Origin of the sequence: Actinocorallia populi (assembly GCF_002995495.1) — a bacterium.
Taxonomy (GTDB): Bacteria; Actinomycetota; Actinomycetes; order Streptosporangiales; family Streptosporangiaceae; genus Actinocorallia; species Actinocorallia populi.
The window spans coordinates 34,087-52,505 of sequence record NZ_PVZV01000005.1 but is presented as its reverse complement, the minus strand read 5'-3'; the positions used below and the strand labels follow the sequence as shown (position 1 = coordinate 52,505).

The window sequence follows — 18,419 nt, the reverse complement described above, 5'->3', positions numbered from 1 at the left end:
CCCTTTTCCAAGTTTGGGAACGGTACCAGATATGGGAACATTGGGGCATGGACCCGCTCGACCTGCTCCTGCACCCCATCCGGCTGCGCATCGTGCACGCCGTGTCCGGCGGCACCCGCACCACGTCCGAGCTGTGCGCCCGCCTCCCCGACGTCCCCAAGACCACCGTCTACCGGCATGTCGGGCTGCTGGCCGAGGGAGGGGTGCTGGAGGTCGCCGACGAGCAGCGCGTGCGCGGCGCCGTCGAGCGCCACTACCGGCTGCGCGCCGAGCGTACGGAGATCGACGGCGCGGCCATGACCGCGGACGAGCACCGCCAGGGCTTCGCCTCGGCCGTGGCCGCCCTGCTCGCCGAGTTCGGCGCCTACCTCGACCGGGACGGAGCCGATCCGTTCGCCGACCGCGTCGGCTACCGGCAGGGTGTGCTCTGGCTCGACCGGGACGAGCTCACCGGTCTCATCGACGACCTCCGCGCGGTCTTCGCCGCCCGGAGCGCCAACGGGCCCGCCCCCGGCCGCGCCCCCCACCTGACGAGCCTGATCCTGTTCCCCACGGGAGAGCCGCAGCGGGAATCCGGCTGAGCGGGGGCGCGGGCGGTTCTCACGCGATCACGCGGCCGCGCGGCCGCCGGGCTGTTCCGACGGGCCGCGGGCCGTTCAGACGGCGGCGAGGCCGCGCCGGTAGAAGGCGATCTGGTCGGCCAGTACCTCCTCGCGGATGGACGGGTCGGTGTAGAAGGCGAAGTGCGAGCCTTCGTAACGCCGTAGTTCGCCGTGCGGCGCGCGTTCGGCGAGCTCCCGCGTCGTCTCTTCCGGGGTCTCCCGGTCCTGGGCCGCGATGCAGACCAGCAGCGGCATGGTCAGGTGCGCGGCGTCCTCGGCCGGGCGGTAGCGCATCATGCCCAGCAGGCCGCGGGGGGCGATGCTGTTGCGCCACCGCGTCTGGCCGCCCTCCCCTGCCAGCAGCCGGATGTGCTGCTCAGACTCGTCGGTCGAGACGACGGCCTGCTCCCCGGGCCTGCCGAGCATGGGGATGTAGTGGGGACGCAGGCGCAGGGCGCCGCGGAGCGCGTCCCAGAGGATGGCGGCCATCAGCCGCATCGTGTTCCAGGACGACCGGCCTTCCACCTTGCGCGGAAACCCGTTGAAGGGGATCTGCGAGACCACCGCCGCCACGCGGGGGTCGCCGGCCGCCACGGTGATGACGTGCGCGCCGCCGAGCGAGTTGCCCCACAGCAGGATCCTGTCGGGGTCGATGTGCTCGTCGGCGCGGGCGAAGGCGACGGCGGCGCGCAGGTTCTCCTGCTGGAGCCCGACGTCCAGGACGAGACGCGGCTCGCCGCCGCTCTCGCCGAAGCCGCCGTAGTCGAAGACCAGCGCGGCCAGCCCCGCGGCGGCGAACGCCTCCGCCTGGGGGAAGAGCCGGTCCATGGTGCCGCTGACGCCGTGGGCCAGCACCACGCAGGGCAGCGGACCGTGCCGTTCGCCGGGAAGGTACAGGTATCCGACGCAGTCCGCCCCGCCCGATGCGAAGGTCACCCGTTCGCGCTCCACCATGAGAACCTCCCCTTCGTTGATCTCTGGTCGGTAAAATAGCAAAGTTACTGACCGATGGTAAGCAAGGAGGGGCGGATGACCGTCCGGGACCCCGGGACCACGGCCGAGCGGATCCTGGCCGCCGCCGGCACGCTGTTCGGCGAGCACGGCTACCGCGCGACGTCCATGCAGTCGATCGCCGAGCGGGTGGGCATCACCAAGGCGGCCCTCTACTACCACTTCGCGTCCAAGGAGGAGATCCTCCACCGCCTCACGCTGCCGCTGCTGGACGCGTACGAGAGCGCGCTGAACGCCGCCGAGGCGCACGACGACCCGGAGGAGGTGCGGTGGCGGGCGATCGAGGGCTTCGTGGACGTCGGCCTGGCCCACCGCAAGACGCTGCTCATGCTCGTCCGGGACATGACGCTGCTGGTACAGGCCCCGGTGGCGGAGCGGTTCCGTGCCATCATGGCGCTGGCGAACGATCTGGTCCGCGGGCCCGGCCGCGGCCTCGAGCAGCGGGTGCGCGCGGCGCAGGCGGTCGCCGGCCTCACCGACCCGCTGGTGCTGTTCCACGACGTCCCCGCCGACCGCCTCCGCCGCCTCCTGCTCGACGGCGCCCGCACCCTCCTCGGCGAGCCGCCGGCCGCGGGCCGCCCGCGCCCCCGGCGGCGCGGGCACGGCGGCGGGCGCCCGCCGGCACTGGACGAGGACCAGACCGCCGAGATCCGCCGGATGCACGCCTCCGGCGACCACTCCGCCGAACACATCGCCGAACTCTTCGGTGTCTCCCGCGCCACCGTCTACCGCTGTCTCAAAACCTCATTCTGAGACAACGTTCTGCGACTTCGTTTCGAGACGGGAGCTCCCCCGGAGCGCCGTCCCGCGCGGGCCGGTGCTCGGACGCGGGGTCGCCGGCGGACGACTCCATTGCTTCCCCTCTTTTCGCTCGAAACTGGAACAATTCGAGATCGACATGCTGCGCAGGAGAAGGCGGGACGTGTGAGCGGAGTGGGGGACGGCGCCGGATCCGGCACGGCCGCGCACGGCCTTCCCCTCCCGGCACGGGTCCGGCGTCCATGAGCCCGGACGGGCCCGACGACCTCGCCGTGGAACTCGAAGAGCGGAACGACCTATGGGTACCCCGAAGAAGCCGTCCAACCTGGAGGACGTGCTGCCGCTGGCCCCCCTTCAGCAGGGCCTGTACTTCCACGCGCTCTACGACGGCGACTCCGATGTCTACGCGGCCCAGACGGTCTTCGATCTGGCCGGGCCGCTGGACGCCGGACGGCTGCGGGGCGCCGTCGAGGCGGTCCTGCGCCGCCACGCCAACCTTCGGGTCTCCTTCCGGCAGCGCAAGCAGGGCGAACCCGTGCAGATCGTGCACCGAGAGGTCAGGACGCCATGGGAGGAGGTGGACCTGTCGGCCGATCCCGGCGGCCTCGCCGCGCTGGTCGAGCGGGAGAGGCGGCACCGCTGGGACCTCACCCGGCCGCCGCTCATCCGGTTCGTGCTCGCCCGGCTCGGGCCCGGACGGCACCGGCTGATCTGCACCAACCACCACCTGCTGCTCGACGGCTGGTCCACCCCGGTCCTCACCACCGAGCTGTTCGCGCTGTACCTCGGCGAAGGCGACGAGGGGGCGCTGCCGCGCGTCACCCCCTACAAGGCCTATCTCGCCTGGCTGGCCCGCCAGGACCGGGAGGCCGCCGTCGCGGCCTGGACGGCGGCGCTCGACGGCGTCGCGGAGCCGACCTTCGTCCGGCCGCGGGCGCAGGGGCCCGCGGTCCCGCCGGAGATGATCGAGTCGCGGCTCGACGCCGCGACGAGTGCCGCGCTGGCCGTCCGCGCCCGCGCCGAGAAGGTCACCCTCAACACGGTCCTCCAGCTCGCCTGGGGGCTGGTCCTCGGCTGCGAGACCGGCCGCGCCGACGTGGTCTTCGGCGGGGTGGTGTCGGGACGGCCGCCGGAGCTGCCCGGGGTCGCCGCCATGGTCGGGCTGTTCATCAACACGCTGCCCGTCCGGGTGCGGACCCGGCCCGCCGACACGGTGCGCGAGGCGCTGCGGCGGATCCAGGACGAGCAGGCCGAACTGCTGCCGCACCAGCACCTGTCGATCGCCGAGATCCAGCGGCTCACCCCCGCGGGCGCCCTGTTCGACACGATCGTCATGCTGGAGAACTACCCCCACGGCCCGTCGGCCGAGGCCACCGACCTGGACGGCCTCAAGGTCGCGGGCGCGGGCGGCTACGACGCCACCCACTACCCGATCGCGCTGGCCGCCGTCCCCGGCGAGCGGCTGCTGCTGCGCATGGACTACCGGCCCGACCTGTTCGACGCCGGGCAGGCGCGGCGGCTGGCCCGCCGTCTGGAGCGGGCGCTCCGGCTGATCGCCCGGTCGCCGGACACCCCCGTCGGCCGGATCGACCTGCTCGACCCCGAGGAGCGGGAGACGCTCGTCAGCGACCGGAACGCCACCGCCCTGGCACGCCTCAACCGCGTGGAGGCCTCCGTCGCCAAGCTGGAATCACGCGACCCCCACGAACCTGCCAAGGCCACCGCATCCGCCGCCCCGGCACGCCTCAACGGCGTGGAGCCGACCGTCGCAGACCTGAAATCGCGCAACGCCCACGAACCGGCTGAGACCACCGCATCCGCCGCCCCAGCACGCCTCAACCGCGTGGAGACGGTCACCGCAGACCTGGAATCACGCGACCCCCACGAACCGGCTGAGGCCACCACATCCGCCGCACCGCATCAGCCGGGGGCCGCGGCGGCCGATCGGCGGGCCTATGTGCTCGACCCGGCGCTGCGGCCCGTCCCGGCCGGGGTCGTCGGCGAGCTGTACGTGGCGGGAGACGGCCTGGCGCGCGAGTACGCGGGACGGCCGGGGCCGGCCGCGGAGCGGCTCGTCGCCTGCCCGTTCGGGGCGCCCGGCGGGCGGATGTACCGGACCGGACGTCTGGTCCGCCGCACCGCCGACGGGCTGCTGGAGCACGTCGACCGGCGTCCGGCCGGCGGCCGTCCCGCCGACAGGCGCCTGGTCGCCTACATCGTGCCCGCGAGCGGCCTGGAGGCGGAGCAGGAGTTCACCGAGGAGCTGCGCCGGTTCGCCGCCGAGCACCTCCCGTCGTCCATGGTGCCGTCGGAGTTCGTGTTCCTGCCGGAGTTCCCGCTCACCCCGAACGGCAAGCTCGACCACAAGGCGCTGCCCGTCCCCGCCGTCGCCGACGGACCGGCGGGCCGCGCTCCCGAAGGCCCCGAGGAGGAGCGGCTCGCCGCGCTGTTCGCCCAGGTCCTCGGGCTGCCGGAGGTGCCCGCCGACGTCAGCTTCTTCGCCCTGGGCGGCGACTCGATCCGCGCGATGCGCCTGGCAGGTCTGGCGCGCACCGCCGGACTCGACCTGTCCCCCCGCGCGATCTTCACCCACCAGACCGTGGCGGCGCTGGTCGCCGCACGCGGCGGGCACCGGGACGAGGAACTCGGCCTCGGCGTGCTCCTGCCGATCCGCGCCGAAGGCGGAAAGCCCCCGCTGTTCTGCCTGCCCCCCGCGGGCGGCCTGGCGTGGCCCTACTTCGGGCTGCTCCCCCACCTGCCCGCCGACCAGCCCGTCTACGGCTTCCAGGCACGCGGTTTCCTGGACTCCGACGACACCCTGTACCCGTCGGTGGAGGAGGCCGCCCGCGATTACGCGGCACGTCTGCGCAGCGTCCAGCCACGCGGTCCCTACCACCTGGCGGGCTACTCCCTCGGCGGCCTCCTCGCCTACGAGACGGCTCGGCTACTCCAGGCCGCCGGGGAGGAGGTCGCGCTGCTGGCGCTCATCGACTCCTTCCACTCCCAGGACCTCGGCACCGACCTGGAGATCATCCCCGAGCTCCTCGACGCCGCCGGGGTCTCCGAGGAGGTCGCGGGGGACAGGCACGCGCCGGACGTCCCCCGCATCATGGCGGCGCTCCGCGAGAAGAACAGCCCCTTCGCCGCCCTCGACGACCACGGCCTCATCGCCCTCTACCGCAACTACGAGAACGGCCTCCGCATCGCGGACAAGTACAGGCCGGGCCCCGTAGACGGCGACATCGTGTTCTTCACCGCCCTGCGCGGCCGCACCGCCGGGTCCCCGACGGGCGAGGCCACCTGGGGCCCCTACATCAGCGGAAAGGTCGAGAACCACGACCTGGACGTCGAGCACCGGTCCCTGATGGACCCGGCCCCCCTCGCCGAGATCGCCCGGGTCATCACGGCCAGGCTCACCGGCGCCCCACCCGTCCCGGACCGTGCCGGCTCGGGAGCGGCCGGAGCCTTCCGGTCGTAGCCGGTGGACCCGCCCCCGTAGCGCGGCGCCGCCGTCGCTTTTTGCCGGAACGGCAACGTTTCTTGCATAGAGGAGGCCGATGGCCGCACCCTTGCGGCATGAGCGACGACATGCACGGCGGCCGTGCCGCGGACGAGGCGGCCCTGTTCTGGGAGGACCGCTACCGCCGCCACGGGAGGCTGTGGAAGGGCACCCCCAACCCGCTGCTCGCCGAGACCGCCGAACGGCTGGCTCCCGGCAGGGCGCTGGACCTCGGCTGCGGAGAGGGCGGCGACGCCGCCTGGCTGGCCGCGCGCGGCTGGCAGGTCACCGCCGTCGACATCGCGCCCGCGGCCCTGGAACTCACCGCGGAGCACGCGGCCCGAGCCGGTGTCGCCGACCGCGTCACCACCGAGCTGCACGACCTGGCCCGCGGCTTCCCGTCAGGGTCCTTCGAACTCGTCTCCGCCCAGTACCTGCAGACCCCGTTCGACCTGCCGCGCGAGCGCGTCCTGCGCCGGGCCGCGCACGCCCTCGCCCCCGGCGGCCTCCTGCTCGTCGTCGAGCACGGTTCGCGGCATCCCTGGTCGAGCGTCGACCCCGACACGCGTTTCCCCACCCCCGAGGAGATCTACGCCGGCATCGGCCTCGACCCCGCCGGGTGGACCCCCGAACGCCTCGACACGCCCCGCCGCGAAGCCACCGGCCCCGGCGGGCGGACCGCCGTCGTCACCGACACCGTCATCGCCGTCCGCCGCGCCGCCTGACCCGCCTCAAGGAGTCGCCGCACGGCCCGAGGAGGAGGGGCTCCGCGTCAGCGCGGGATGAGGGCGCGGAACTCGTCGCCCTCCGGGTCGGCGAGGACCGTCCACGGCGCGCGGACGCCCGCCGTGCCTCGGCTTCAGTCGTTCGCCTTGAGGCGGCGGTTCAGCAGGGCGAACTGTGCGCTGGTCAGCGTGAGGTGCCCGGCATCGGGGTTCTTGGAGTCCCGGACGCCCACGCCGGAGGGAAAACGAGCCAGCTCGACGCAGGTCTCATCCTGGACGCCGCCGGTGTAGGAGCTCTTACGCCATTGGACCGTCAACCTAGCGCCTCCATCTTCCGGATCATCAGGGCTCTCGATTCTTCAGCGGAGTGCCCCGTCTGGCTCATGAAATCCCAATCTAGGCTCACCTCGCGGACTTCAGCAGGGGATTCGACCAGCCGCCCGCCGCGCTGGGCCCCCAGGAAGGCGGCCTCCCTGTCGGGAAGGATCGCCAAACGGATGGGGCCGTCCGTTCCGATATGTGCTCCGGCGCTCCGAGGAATGACCCGAATTCCAATGTTCGGGCGAAAACTCAGTTCGTGGAGGTATTCGAGCTGGGCGCGCAGCACCTTCGGCCCTCCGGTCAGCTGCTCCAGCGCCGACTCGTCCAGAAGCACCCAGACATAAGGCGGGTCCTCGCGGTGGAGAATCGACTCCTGGCGCACGAGCCGGGCCTCTACCGACCGTTCGAGGTCCTTGACGGTGCGCGCCGCCGACAGCTGGGCCCGGACGGTCTCCTCGGTCTGGAGCGGAACCGGGATGAGCTGCCCGTGGTAGATCTTGAGGCTCAGGGCCTCCAGTTCGTAGCCGGTGAAAGTCCTGTGCCAGTCGGGGTCGTGGCTCATGCGCGCGTAGAAGGCGATCGTCTGGACGAGTTCGCCCGTCCCGTAGCGCTCGTCGAGCACGCGGGCGTACTCGTCGCACAGTTTGCGGCGGCCCGCCTCGAAGTTGGAAACAGTCCCGCGCGTCACGTCGAGGAGTTTTCCCACCTGGGAGAGCGAGAGGCCGTGCTGTTCGCGGAGCATCCGCATGGCATAGGCGAGGAAGTGCCAGTGGGAGAGTCTCGGGTCGAGCTGATCACGTACGTAAACCGGCATCGGCTTCGATCTCCTGTATTCATCTGACAGGGAGACAACCGACGGTAATCCATCGGTGCGATTCTCGTGGAGGAAATCAGAAAGCCCGTTGAACTGGGAGGACTCGGTGGGCGCGATGACGATGGACGACCTGTCTCTGGATCTGCTCGGCTCGCCCGTGGCCGCGGGGCTGGCCCGTACGCTGCTCGAGCAGCGGCTGCGCAGGTGGGAATACACCGCGCTCCGCGGCGACGTCCTGCTCGTGGCGAGCGAGCTCGTCGGCAACGCGGCCGAGGCCACGCCGGGACGGCGGATCCGGCTGCGGTTGAGCCGCGAAGCGCGCGGTGTGCTCCTCGCCGTGTGGGATGCCTCCCCCGCCCGCCCGCGGCCGAGACCGGTCGTGGTCCTCACCCCTGAGGCGCTCGACGAGACCGACGAGACCTTCGACAACGGCGGCGGCTGGGGCCTCACCCTCGTCCAGGTGCTCTCCTCCTCGTGTGGGGTCCAGACCGACGAGGGGGGCGGCAAGTGGGTGTGGGCGTCGTTCGACGCCCCGCGCTGACGGGGCTTCGTGCGGGTCAGGTGGCCGGTTCCCGCAGGGCGTCGGAGAGGGACTTCACGCCGCCGTGGGCGCTGTGGCCGCCGTCGACGGGGATCTCGGCACCGGTGATGTAGGAGGATTCGGGGGAGATGAGGAAGACCACGAGGGCGGCGATCTCGGCGGGGGTGCCGGTGCGGCCGAGCGGGGTCTCGGCGATGCTCGCCGTCCGGAAGGCCTCGGGCGCCGAGCCCGTCATGGGGGTCTCGATGAAGCCGGGGTGGACGGTGTTGACGCGGATGCCGCGCGGACCGTACTCCAGGCAGGCCGTCGCGGACAGGCCGCGCAGCGCCCACTTGCTGGTGGTGTAGGCGACCGGGTAGTGGGCGGTCAGGGCGGCCAGCGAGCCGACGTTGACGATCGACGAGCCGGGCGGCATGACGGGGGCGAGGTGCTGCATGCCCAGCAGCGGGCCGGTCACGTTGACGGCGTGGACGCGGGCCATGTCCTGCGGGCGGACCTCGTCGATGCGGGCCCGCCAGGTGACGCCCGCGTTGTTGACCAGGCCGTCCACCCGTCCGAGGTCGGCGGCGAGCGCCCGCCACTGCCCCGGCTCGGTCACGTCCAGGAGGCGGAACTCGGCTCCGGGGTCCTCCTGCGGCTCGGACCTGTCGACGGCGACGACCTTCGCGCCCTCCGCGGCCAGCGCCCGGACCATCGCGAGGCCGATACCGCCCGCCGCGCCGGTGACGACGACGGTGCGGCCTTCGACTCTGAGCACGCGGCGCAACGGGACCTCCTCGGAAACGGCCGGGTCTCCACGGTGGCCCCGATCAGAGGATTTGTGAAATAGATAAATGACATGCCCAATATCCAAAATACGGATGGAAGAGTTTCCGCGCGGGGCCGGGAGGCCGTCAGTCCAGTGCGGCGAGGCGGTCGTGCAGGAGGGCCCGGGTCCCGTCCGGGGAGAGGGCGGACGCGTCTTCGATGGTCTCCCAGGCTCCGTGGAGGTCGACGGGGCAGAAGCCGGTGCCGAGGACGGTGTGGGCGAGGCTGATGCGGTCGCCCACGCCGGGGAAGTCGAGGATGCCGAAGGGACGGGCGCGCAGTTCGTGGAAGGCCGCCGTCTCCGGGATGGCCCGGATGGTGGTGTGGGGAGCGTCGGCCAGGTCCAGCAGGTGGCGGAGCTGGGCGGCCATGACGGCGGGGTCGATGCGCAGGGTGAGGGCGCTCTCGTCGACGATGACGTCGAGGGTGCGGGGGCCGCTCGCGGACGGGCGGGTCTGGCGGTGGTGCAGGAGGTCCCACTCCTCGTCGACGTCGCGGCCGGGGTGGATCTTCGGTTCCAGGAGGCGGAAGTAGGCCTCGCAGCGGACCAGGTCGGGGACCAGCCGGACGCCGAAGGCGCGGACGGAGCAGGCCTCGGCCTCGGAGATGAGGACGTCGCGGGTGGAGGCCTTCATGCGGGCGGCGTGGCGGGCGAGCCAGGGCGGTCCGTCGGGGCGGGACGCGAGGTCGATCATGATGTCGGCGACCTTGGCCTCGCGGACTCCGTAACCGGACAGGATCCTCTCCACCTGGGCGGGCGAGGGCGACGCGAAGCCCGTCTCCACCCGGATCAGCCATTCGGCGTCGCAGCGCGCCACGAACGCCGCCTCGTCGTACGACAACTCGAGGAACTCCCGTGCCCGCTGCAGGTACAGGCCGAGGCGGCGGGCGTTGATGTTGGGCGCGCGGTGATCGACGGGCATCGGACCTCCCCGTCCCCATCATCGCCGCCCTGTCCCCTTCACGCCCCGTGATCGCATGAAATGCAGGGAACCCGTGCCCGGGGCGGCGGACGCCGCCGCCGCCCCGGCGCGTTCAGCGACGCGTGTAGTAGAACTCCGAGGACTGCGCGCCGTCGGGGCCGTCGGCCTCCATCAGGAGGCTCATCATCCCGCCCTTGCAGGTGAAGAGCGCGGAGGCCGGGATGAACGGGTCCGTCTCGCCGCTGCGGTGGTACTTGGCGATCTTGGTGGTGCCCATGGGCGCGCCGTTCAGAACGGTGGTGAAGGTCGCCGTGCCGGTGGCGGACTTCGGCTTCAGCATCAGCGCGCCCTTCTTCGAGCCGCGCAGCGCGGACTTGAACTTCACGCTCTTCTTGTAGACGTTCACCATCCGGTACGCCTTGCCGCCAGGCATCTTGCCCTTGGTGACGACCCGCTCAGAGCCCGAGAAGTCGAACTTCACCGACTTCTTGGTGATGGTCAGCCTGGTTCCGCCGCCGCCCTGCGCGTTGAACACCTCTCCCCCGACATTGCTGTTCGTCTCGTACTTGGTGAGCCTCCACTTGCCCACCAGGCACGACTTCGGCGCGGCCGAGGCCGGAACGGCGAGGATCCCGCCGGCCGCCACGGCGGCGGCCAGCATCAGACGGGCGGGGACCGAGAACACATCAACCTCCGGTGAAAGAAAAGATCGACTGAAGGTACAGCCCGGTGATCGGCGGCGAATACCGGGAACGCGCACGGAAAGCGGGATCACTTCCCGTAGTGGCCCTCGGCGTACCGGCGCGCCACGACGTCCGCCTTCGCGTTCGCCGCCTCGACCAGGTCGACGCCGAGCACGTCGGCGAGTTCCAGCAGGTAGCTGAACACGTCCGCCAGTTCCGAGCGCACGGCCTCGGCCTTCTCCGGTGCGTCCATCACCCGGCGCGACTCCTCGGGCGTCAGCCACTGGAACTCCGCCAGGAGTTCCCCTGCCTCGCCCGCGAGCGCCATCGCGAGGTTCTTCGGAGTGTGGAACCGTTCCCAGCCCCGCTCGTGCACGGCCTGCCGCAACCGGCCGATCAGCTCTTCCAGTCCTGTCGCCATGGATGGATCCTCCCGGAGGGACACTACTTGACGAACCAGAGCAAGTACTTGCTATCGTTCGTCAAGTGAGTACGAGCGAGCACGTCGCGCTGGTCCGGGAGCTGGTCGAGCTGGTCGAACGGCGGATCGTCGATCCGCTGGAGATCCTGTTCGCCTCGGACGAGCAGGTGAGGCCGGTCCGGGACCGGCTGCGGATCGAGGCCGAGGTGTGGGCGGCGCAGCTGCTGGGGCCCGACGACGGACTCGCCGTCCGCACGGCGGCGCGGCTGGTCGCGGCGGCCTTCCCGGGAGACGGGCCGTTCGACCCGCCCGACGAGTGGTGGCGCACGGCCTTCGGCCGGGCGGTCGCCAGACGCGCGGGGCACCCGGGCAGGGAGGCGGTGCCGTTCGCCACGGCGGGGGCCATGCTCGGCATCACCCGGCAGGGCGTCCACGACCTCGTCAAACGCGCCAAGCTCGACCGGCATCCCGACGGCGGGGTGACCACGCGATCGATACGCCGAAGGCTGAACCGACCCCAGGAGCGTCATGCCGCACGATGTGACCATCACTGACCACGACATCCCCCTCGCCGTACGGGACTCCGGCGGGGACGGCGAGCCCGTGCTCCTCCTCCACGGGCTCGGCGGCACCCTGGAGGCGTGGGACGCCCTCGGCCTCGAAGGCCGCCGGACCGTCGCCATGGACCTGCGGGGCCACGGCCTCTCCGGCGACGGGCCGTGGAGCTGGGAGAACGTCCTGGACGACATCGAGGCCGTGGTGAAGCACCTCGGTCTCGGCGTCCCGGCGGTCGTCGGGCACTCGCTCGGCGGGATGCTCGCCGTCCTGTGGTCCCTGCGCCACCCCGAATGTCCGGGCATCGTCGACCTGGACGGGCTGCGCTCCGCCGAGAACGACCCTGACAACTATCCGGGGATGGAGCCGGCCGCCCGGGACCGGGAGCTCGCGGAGCTCAAGGCCGTGTTCGACGCGCAGGCCGCGGCCATGGGACAGCCGCTGCCCCCTGAGGTCCAGGCGATGCTCCCCGCGAGGACCCTCGTGGAAAGGGGCGGGAAGACGTACGCGCGGCCCGGCCCGGAACTCCTCGAAGCGGTGCGGTACACCCCGGAGTTCCGGGACACGATCCCGCTGCTGCGCCGGGTCCCCTGTCCCGCGCTGGTGGTGATCCCGACGCAGGACCCGCCGGGGATGTCCGGCGGCGAGCTGATGGAGGCGTTCCGCAGGGGCGTCCGCCGCGACCTCGCGGGCCTGCCGCCCGGTATCCGCGTCGAAGAGCTGGACGCCGGTCACAACATGCTCGCCGAGCAGCCGGAGGCGGTCGCCTCCCTCATCGCGGACTTCCTCGATCACAGAACGGGCTGAGGTCCGCCCCGGCCGCCGGGACGAGTGCCCCGCCGCGGCGGGGCACTCGTCCCAAGGGTGCCGTCAACGCTGGGCGGACAGTTTCCAGCAGTTGGAGGTGGCCTTCTCTCCCGCGAGGCGGTCGGCCAGCCAGGACACCGCGTCGCCCTGGTCGGTGAGGAGGGGGGCGACGTGGTTCGTGAGCGTCCTGTCGCCGAGGTTCGACAGGGCGACGGGGACGTAGGTGACGTTGCCGCCCTTGCGGCACCAGTCCACGGCCAGCCGGCGTGCCTGCGCGTGGGGCACGATGTCGTCCTGGACGCCGGTCGTCAGCCGCACCGGGCCCGCGGGCCTGAGCCCGCCGATGCGCTGCTCGTCCAGGATGGCCTGCGCCCGGGGCTCGGCCGCGATGATGTCGGCGAGGGACTCGCCGCTGGTGGTCCACTTCGTGCTCGAGGTGAAGGCGTAGCCGAGGATCGCGTCGCCGACGCACATGGTGGACAGGTCGCGGAGCGCGGCCCGGCCCGCGGCGTTGGTGTTGTCCTCCACGATGCCGCCCAGGACGGGGTCGGACTGGACGAAGCCGTTGATCGACCAGCCCAGCGCCCCGGCCAGGGCGCTGCCGTCGATGCCCTTCATGACCGAGGTCAGGTCGGCGGGCGGCGCGCCCGCGTAGGTGCCGGCCACCTTGACGTCCGGTGCGTAGGACGGCTGGAGTTCGGCGGCCGCGGCGCTGGCGCCGCCGCCCTGGCTGTAGCCGTACAGGCCGACGCGGGAGTCGGGGGTGATGGACGCCCCCGGCACGGCCCGCGCCGCGCGTGCCGCGTCCAGCAGGGCGTGCGCCTCGTCGCGGCGGTTGACGTAGGTGTGGAGCCGGTCGGTCGCGCCGAGGCCGACGTAGTCGGTGACGACCACCGCCGCGCCGGTGGACAGCAGCCGGTAGATCGCCAGGTCCTCGTAGGCGACCGACATGGTCTCACCGGTCAGGGTCGCCGGGTGCTGCAGGGCGAACGAGGGCGCGCACTGGTCGCCCTGGCCCATGGTGCCCGAGGCCAGCGCCACCAGCGGGCGGGGCCCTCCGCGCTTCCAGGCCGCCGACGGCTCGATGTAGGCGCCGGTCACCGCGACGGGCCGCCCGTTGGAGTCGGTGGACCTGTACATCAGCCGCGTCGCCGTGCCGGGCAGCGGGCGGCCGTCCAGTCCCGGCAGGCTCAGGCCGAGGGGCAGCGGCTCGGTGCGGATCAACGCGCCGTTGGCCGCGGGCAGCGCGGCGGGCGGGTCGTAGAAGGCGGGGATCGTCACGCCCCGGGACACCACGGGCTCCGGATCCGCGGCGAGAGCCGCCCCGGTGAGGGCGGTGGAGACGAGGGCGACGGCGCACGCCGATCGCACGAAGGGGACAGCGGGTCTCATGCTCACTCCAGGGGGGATGGTCAGCGATGATCACACTGCCCGTCCGCCACCTGGCGGTCTATACGCCCGGATCACACCTGCCGCCGCCCCGTCCGTCCCTGCGTGACAAGATGATTCTCGCCCGAGGAGAATTTCCGTTGACGAGAGATCCTTCGCGGCCGGATCCGCCCGAAGGCCCGTCGAGCCGATGGCCCTACCGCTCCTCGAGGCGCAGCCGCTTCCAGCCGTCCTCGACCGACGGGCGGCACCTGTCCGGGTCGTCGCCCGCACCGACGAACAGCGCGGTCAGCATGGGGACGCCGTGGTCGAGCGTCCGGCGCGGCAGGGGGCCGTTGGCGACCAGGGAGACCAGCCCGTGGGCGACGGCCCAGCTCTGGATCGCCAGGTCCAGGGGGTCGGTGCCCGTACGGAAGCGGCCCGCCTCCTCGGCCCGCCGGACGGCCTGGACCAGGTGCTCCAGGGTCGCGTCCGCGGCCTTGAGGTCCTCGAGGTCGAAGCTCGCGTCGAACATGACCCGGTACAGGTCGGGGTGGTCCAGGGCGTTGCCGAGGTAGGCGGCGACCAGGGCGGTCAGGTCGCGCACCGGGTCCGCGGACTCCGCCGCCGTGGTGAACCTGGCCGCCAGCCGGGTGAAGCCCTCCTGCCGCAGGGCCTTCCACATGCCGTCCATGCTGCCGAAGTAGGTGTAGACGGCCATCGTCGACACGCCGGTCCCGGCCACCAGCGAGCGCAGGGTGATGGGCTCGCGGGTGCGGAGCATGTGCGCGGCCCGCTCGAGGAGCAGGGTGCGCACCGCCGGGTCCTTCGTCCTCGCCATGACGGCAGGATATATAACATAGCGATGCTATGCCTCTCCGGCGGGGCCCTCCCCGCCGGAGGCCGAGGAGAGCCGGTCGATCTCGGCGGCGGTGCTGCGCTCGGCGGCCCGGACGAACCGGAGGATGGTGTCGACCTCCTCGTCGGTGAAGGCGGCGAGGTCGTCCCGGGTGGCGGCGATCAGGCCCTCATAGGCGGCCGTGACCTGCTCGAGGCCCTCTCGGGTGGGCTCGATGAGGACACGCCTGCGGTCGCCGGGGTCGGCCACCCGCCGGACGCAGCCCGCGGCGACGAGCCGGTCGATCATGCGGGAGGCCGAGCCGGTGGTGAGGTTCACGTGCCTGGCCAGGGCGCTCGGTGTCGCCGGCCCGTGATGGTCCAGCACGTGCAGGCACTGCACGTCGACGTCGGCGACGCCCAGCCGGTCGGCGACGACCTTGTTGAGCCGCACCACCAGGATCGCCCAGCCGGGGATCGCGCTGTGGAGGATCTCGGAGGACAGCGCCTCCCTGCCCGCGACGTGCTTCGCCATCGTGCCGCCTTCCCCGCCGACCATATCGCTGCGTCACGCAGTCATTTTTACGGTAAGTTAGCTGCGTGGCGCAGCTACTGCGCTGCGCAGTCATATTATCCCACCCCTCCTCCGCAGGGAGCATCACAGGCATGACCACCTCCGCACGCCCTCGCAGCGGCGACGACGCGGCCCCCGCCCTCCTCACCGGACGCGCGGCGCTCGCCGTCCTGGCCGCGATCCTCGCGGCGTCCTTCATGGAACTCCTCGACGCCACCATCGTCAGCCTGGCCGCCCCCGCCATCGCCGCGGACCTGGGCGCCGGCGAGGCCGCCCTGCAGTGGATGATCGCCGGTTACACGCTCGCCATCGGAGCCGGGCTGATCACCGGGGGCCGCGCCGGCGACCAGTACGGGCGCCGCCGCGTGTTCCTCCTCGGCCTCGCCGCCTTCATGCTCGCCTCCGTCGGCTGCGGGCTGGCGCCCGACCCCGGCACGCTGATCGCCATGCGGATCGTGCAGGGGCTGGCGGGCGGCCTGATGATCCCGCAGGTGTTCGGCATCATCCGCGCCTCGTTCGCGCCCGCCGCGCGCGCCAGGGCGTTCGGCGCCTACGGGGCGGTGCTCGGCCTGGCCTCGGTGGCCGGGCCGCTGCTCGGCGGGGTCCTGGTCGAAGCCGACCTCCTCGGCCTGGGCTGGCGGGCGATCTTCTGGGTCAATGTGCCGGTCGCGCTCGCCGGGCTGGTGCTGGGAGCCCGGTTCATGCCCGACTCCCGCGCGCCCGGCGCGGCCCGGCTGGACCTGCCCGGCGCGGCGCTCGTCGCCGCCGCCGCGGTGCTGCTGCTCCTGCCCCTCGTGCAGGGACGCGACTGGGGCTGGCCCTGGTGGGGCTTCGCCGTCCTGGCGTCCTCGGTCCCGGTGACGGCCCTGTTCCTGGCCAGGCAGCGCCGGCTGGCCGTACGCGGCGGGCAGCCGATCCTCGACCCGGCCCTCCTGCGCGTACGCGCCTTCACCGGCGGGCTGTCCGCCTCGCTGCTGTTCTTCGGGGCGCTGGGCTCCTTCTTCCTCGTGCTGTCGCTCTACCTGCAGCTCGGCACCGGGCGCACGGCGCTCGAAACCGGGCTCGTGATCCTGCCCTACGCCATCGGCTCGATCATCACCTCCGGGGTCGGCGTCCAGTTCGCCCACCGCGCGGGCCGCACGATCCTCGTGACGGGCGCGCTGACCCTGGCCGCGTCCCAGCTCGCCCTCCTCCTCGTCGTCCGCGACGGAGCCGACCCCTCCTTCTGGGCGCTCGCCGCGCCGCTGTTCCTGGGCGGCCTGGGGCTGGGCCTGACCGCCCCGTGCCTGATCAACGTCGTCCTCGCCGGGGTGCCCGCCCAGGACGCCGGTGCCGCGGGCGGCGTCCTGACCACCATCACCCAGATCGGCAACGCGCTCGGCGTCGCCGTCCTCGGCCTCGTGTTCTTCACCGTGCTCGAGGACTCCCTCGCCGACGGAGCGACCGCGCTCCTCGCCCACTCCGACGCCCTCACCATGATCCTGCCCTGGCAGTTCGCCTGCTACATCGCCGCGGCCGCGCTCATGTTCCTGCTCCCCCGGCACGCGAACGCCCCCGACGCCTGACGCGCACGACCGACCGCACCGCATGCACGGTGGGAAGGGGCCCGGGACGGTCCCGGGCCCCTTCCCCGCTCGGCTCACCGGGGTCGTCTACGCCGGGATCCTCGTCTCGTGGAGATGCAACCAGCGCAGAGCCGCTCCCTTCACGAGTACGGCGGTCGCGTGGCGGCCCTGGCCCGCGCCATGCCACTCCTCGTAGGAGACCAACAACAGCTCGGGACCCTCAGCGATCACGCGGACGTCACGGATGCCGATCGTCAGGTTCGGTGCGTGGCCGTGGGCCGAACGGACCCGGCTCAGCACTTCCCTCCGCTCCAGCGCCACACCGTCGACGCCGACCATGCGGAAGGCCGGGGCGTGGGCATCGGCGAAGGCCGCGAATTCCACAGGATCCGCCGCTCCGGACAACCAGCGTTCGATCACCCGATGGTGCCGCACCACCTCGGCCTCAGCCGCCTGGAAAGCGCTCTCCGTCCGCGCGGGGCTCCCTACCCGATGTTCCGGCCCGGCCACGTGGGAGACGCCCGCACCGCCTTGGGCGTCCGAAGCGCCCGTCAGAAATCTCATGCGGACCAGCCTCCCTATCTCCCGCGATACGTTCGATAAAGGGAAGTCTTCGGGAATTTAAGGATCGTCCGTGGGTGCAGATCTCCTCAGCGAGCTGTTGGCTCCGCTGCGGTTGCAGGGCGTGTTCCACAGCCGCTGGTCGGCACGGGCGCCGTGGGGCGTGGCCGGGGAACGGGAGGACTGCGCGCTGCTGCACTACGTCAAAGAGGGCTCGTGCACGGTGGAACTTCCGGAATCAAGGCCGGTGCGGCTGGGCGCAGGTGAACTGGCCGTGTTCCCGCACGGCACCGCCCACCGTATCGTCGACCCTCCGGGCAGCCCGACCGTGCCGTTGCGTGGGCTGCTGCCCGACCGCGAGCCCGGTGCGGTGGGCACGGTCCGGATCGACGGACCCGGGCCGGTGACCACGATGTTGTGCGGCGGGCTGCACTACACGGCGTCCGCCGCCTCACCCCTCTACCGGGCGCTGCCGCACGTGCTCGTCCTCGACAGGGACGCGGTCGCGGGCGAACCGCTGCTCGGCGACCTGCTGCACCGGTTGGCGGACGCCTGGGACCCGACCGGCTCCCACTCTCCGCCGGCGAGCGGACGAGACGGGCTGGAATTGGTGGCGCTGCGGGCGTTCGAGCTGGCCTTCGTGCTCGCGTTGCGTGCCGCACTGACCCACCTCGCCGAGGACGAGCCGGTGTTGCGGGCCCTGCGGCATCCGGCCGTAGGGGCGGCGCTTCTGGCCGTGCAGACCAGGTTCGCCGAGCCGTGGACGGTGGAGGCTCTCGCCGCCGAAGGCGGATTGTCACGGTCGGTGTTCGCGGCGACGTTCCGCAAGCTCGTAGGCGAGGCTCCGATCCGGTACCTGACCGCACGCAGGATGCAGGAGGCCGCGCGGCTGCTCATCGAGACGGACCTGCCGCACAGCGCCGTCGCCCGGCGCGTCGGCTACGACTCCGCCGTGGGCTTTCATGTGGCCTTCCGCCAGTGGTACGGCACCACGCCGGGCGCCTACCGCAGAGCCGCGGCCGCCTGAGGAACGAAGCCTCACGCTC

The 18,419-nt window shown here is 72.3% G+C and carries 20 protein-coding genes; 9 read left to right on the top strand and 11 right to left on the bottom strand.

Annotated elements, in window-relative coordinates; all coding sequences use genetic code 11:
- The first annotated feature begins 47 nt into the window (after positions 1-47).
- Positions 48-581, top strand: coding sequence for a helix-turn-helix domain-containing protein (locus C2865_RS20450; RefSeq protein ID WP_106400143.1), 534 nt, complete (start codon positions 48-50; stop codon positions 579-581).
- A gap of 75 nt (positions 582-656) precedes the next feature.
- Here the strand turns inward: C2865_RS20450 and C2865_RS20445 are convergent, their stop codons facing one another.
- Complete coding sequence (locus tag C2865_RS20445) at positions 657-1,556, bottom strand: alpha/beta hydrolase (protein ID WP_106400142.1); 900 nt, start codon at positions 1,554-1,556, stop codon at positions 657-659.
- 75 nt (positions 1,557-1,631) lie between these two features.
- On the opposite strand from C2865_RS20445, the gene C2865_RS20440 reads away from it, so the two are divergent.
- From C2865_RS20440 to C2865_RS20430, 3 genes are all read left to right on the top strand, one after another.
- Positions 1,632-2,366: a TetR family transcriptional regulator gene (locus tag C2865_RS20440; protein ID WP_198653473.1), complete on the top strand. Its 735-nt coding sequence runs from the start codon at positions 1,632-1,634 to the stop codon at positions 2,364-2,366.
- Between the two features lie 304 nt (positions 2,367-2,670).
- The gene (locus C2865_RS20435) at positions 2,671-5,850 is read left to right on the top strand and encodes a condensation domain-containing protein (RefSeq protein ID WP_106400140.1); all 3,180 of its coding nucleotides are present in this window, start codon (positions 2,671-2,673) and stop codon (positions 5,848-5,850) included.
- A gap of 98 nt (positions 5,851-5,948) precedes the next feature.
- Positions 5,949-6,596, top strand: coding sequence for an SAM-dependent methyltransferase (locus C2865_RS20430; RefSeq protein WP_106400139.1), 648 nt, complete (start codon positions 5,949-5,951; stop codon positions 6,594-6,596).
- Positions 6,597-6,730: 134 nt separating this feature from the next.
- Here the strand turns inward: C2865_RS20430 and C2865_RS20425 are convergent, their stop codons facing one another.
- Both C2865_RS20425 and C2865_RS20420 read right to left on the bottom strand, forming a co-directional pair.
- A complete protein-coding gene (locus tag C2865_RS20425) occupies positions 6,731-6,913 on the bottom strand; it encodes a DUF397 domain-containing protein (protein WP_106400138.1) in 183 nt (60 codons plus the stop codon).
- Positions 6,910-7,731 (bottom strand): helix-turn-helix domain-containing protein, encoded by an 822-nt coding sequence (locus C2865_RS20420; protein ID WP_106400137.1) that lies wholly within the window; start codon positions 7,729-7,731, stop codon positions 6,910-6,912. Before C2865_RS20420 ends, C2865_RS20425 begins: the two co-directional genes overlap by 4 nt.
- A gap of 88 nt (positions 7,732-7,819) precedes the next feature.
- Here C2865_RS20420 and C2865_RS20415 point away from each other — a divergent pair, with 88 nt between their 5' ends.
- Positions 7,820-8,272 (top strand): ATP-binding protein, encoded by a 453-nt coding sequence (locus C2865_RS20415; RefSeq protein ID WP_106400136.1) that lies wholly within the window; start codon positions 7,820-7,822, stop codon positions 8,270-8,272.
- 16 nt (positions 8,273-8,288) lie between these two features.
- On the opposite strand, the gene C2865_RS20410 is transcribed toward C2865_RS20415, so the two are convergent.
- From C2865_RS20410 to C2865_RS20395, 4 genes are all read right to left on the bottom strand, one after another.
- Positions 8,289-9,029: an SDR family NAD(P)-dependent oxidoreductase gene (locus C2865_RS20410; protein WP_198653472.1), complete on the bottom strand. Its 741-nt coding sequence runs from the start codon at positions 9,027-9,029 to the stop codon at positions 8,289-8,291.
- Between the two features lie 136 nt (positions 9,030-9,165).
- Positions 9,166-10,002, bottom strand: coding sequence for a helix-turn-helix domain-containing protein (locus C2865_RS20405; protein ID WP_106400135.1), 837 nt, complete (start codon positions 10,000-10,002; stop codon positions 9,166-9,168).
- A 112-nt stretch (positions 10,003-10,114) separates the two neighbouring features.
- Complete coding sequence (locus C2865_RS20400; RefSeq protein WP_106400134.1) at positions 10,115-10,687, bottom strand: hypothetical protein; 573 nt, start codon at positions 10,685-10,687, stop codon at positions 10,115-10,117.
- An 86-nt stretch (positions 10,688-10,773) separates the two neighbouring features.
- Positions 10,774-11,106 (bottom strand): nucleotide pyrophosphohydrolase, encoded by a 333-nt coding sequence (locus C2865_RS20395; RefSeq protein ID WP_106400133.1) that lies wholly within the window; start codon positions 11,104-11,106, stop codon positions 10,774-10,776.
- Between the two features lie 65 nt (positions 11,107-11,171).
- On the opposite strand from C2865_RS20395, the gene C2865_RS20390 reads away from it, so the two are divergent.
- Positions 11,172-11,660: a hypothetical protein gene (locus C2865_RS20390; protein ID WP_198653471.1), complete on the top strand. Its 489-nt coding sequence runs from the start codon at positions 11,172-11,174 to the stop codon at positions 11,658-11,660.
- Complete coding sequence (locus C2865_RS20385) at positions 11,635-12,468, top strand: alpha/beta fold hydrolase (protein ID WP_106400131.1); 834 nt, start codon at positions 11,635-11,637, stop codon at positions 12,466-12,468. The genes C2865_RS20390 and C2865_RS20385 overlap by 26 nt, the downstream gene beginning before the upstream one ends.
- A gap of 63 nt (positions 12,469-12,531) precedes the next feature.
- Here the strand turns inward: C2865_RS20385 and C2865_RS20380 are convergent, their stop codons facing one another.
- From C2865_RS20380 to C2865_RS20370, 3 genes are all read right to left on the bottom strand, one after another.
- The gene (locus tag C2865_RS20380; protein WP_106400130.1) at positions 12,532-13,860 is read right to left on the bottom strand and encodes a lipase family protein; all 1,329 of its coding nucleotides are present in this window, start codon (positions 13,858-13,860) and stop codon (positions 12,532-12,534) included.
- Between the two features lie 193 nt (positions 13,861-14,053).
- Positions 14,054-14,677 (bottom strand): TetR/AcrR family transcriptional regulator, encoded by a 624-nt coding sequence (locus C2865_RS20375; protein WP_106400129.1) that lies wholly within the window; start codon positions 14,675-14,677, stop codon positions 14,054-14,056.
- Between the two features lie 27 nt (positions 14,678-14,704).
- Positions 14,705-15,208, bottom strand: coding sequence for a MarR family winged helix-turn-helix transcriptional regulator (locus C2865_RS20370; RefSeq protein ID WP_106400669.1), 504 nt, complete (start codon positions 15,206-15,208; stop codon positions 14,705-14,707).
- Positions 15,209-15,339: 131 nt separating this feature from the next.
- Here C2865_RS20370 and C2865_RS20365 point away from each other — a divergent pair, with 131 nt between their 5' ends.
- A complete protein-coding gene (locus C2865_RS20365) occupies positions 15,340-16,812 on the top strand; it encodes an MFS transporter (RefSeq protein WP_106400128.1) in 1,473 nt (490 codons plus the stop codon).
- A gap of 87 nt (positions 16,813-16,899) precedes the next feature.
- Here C2865_RS20365 and C2865_RS20360 read toward each other — a convergent pair whose 3' ends face one another.
- Entirely contained in the window at positions 16,900-17,232 is a 333-nt protein-coding gene (locus C2865_RS20360; protein ID WP_157963831.1) for a DUF4440 domain-containing protein, read from the bottom strand.
- A gap of 214 nt (positions 17,233-17,446) precedes the next feature.
- Between C2865_RS20360 and C2865_RS20355 the strand changes: the two genes are divergently transcribed.
- Positions 17,447-18,400 (top strand): AraC family transcriptional regulator, encoded by a 954-nt coding sequence (locus C2865_RS20355; RefSeq protein ID WP_106400126.1) that lies wholly within the window; start codon positions 17,447-17,449, stop codon positions 18,398-18,400.
- The last annotated feature ends 19 nt before the right edge of the window (positions 18,401-18,419 follow it).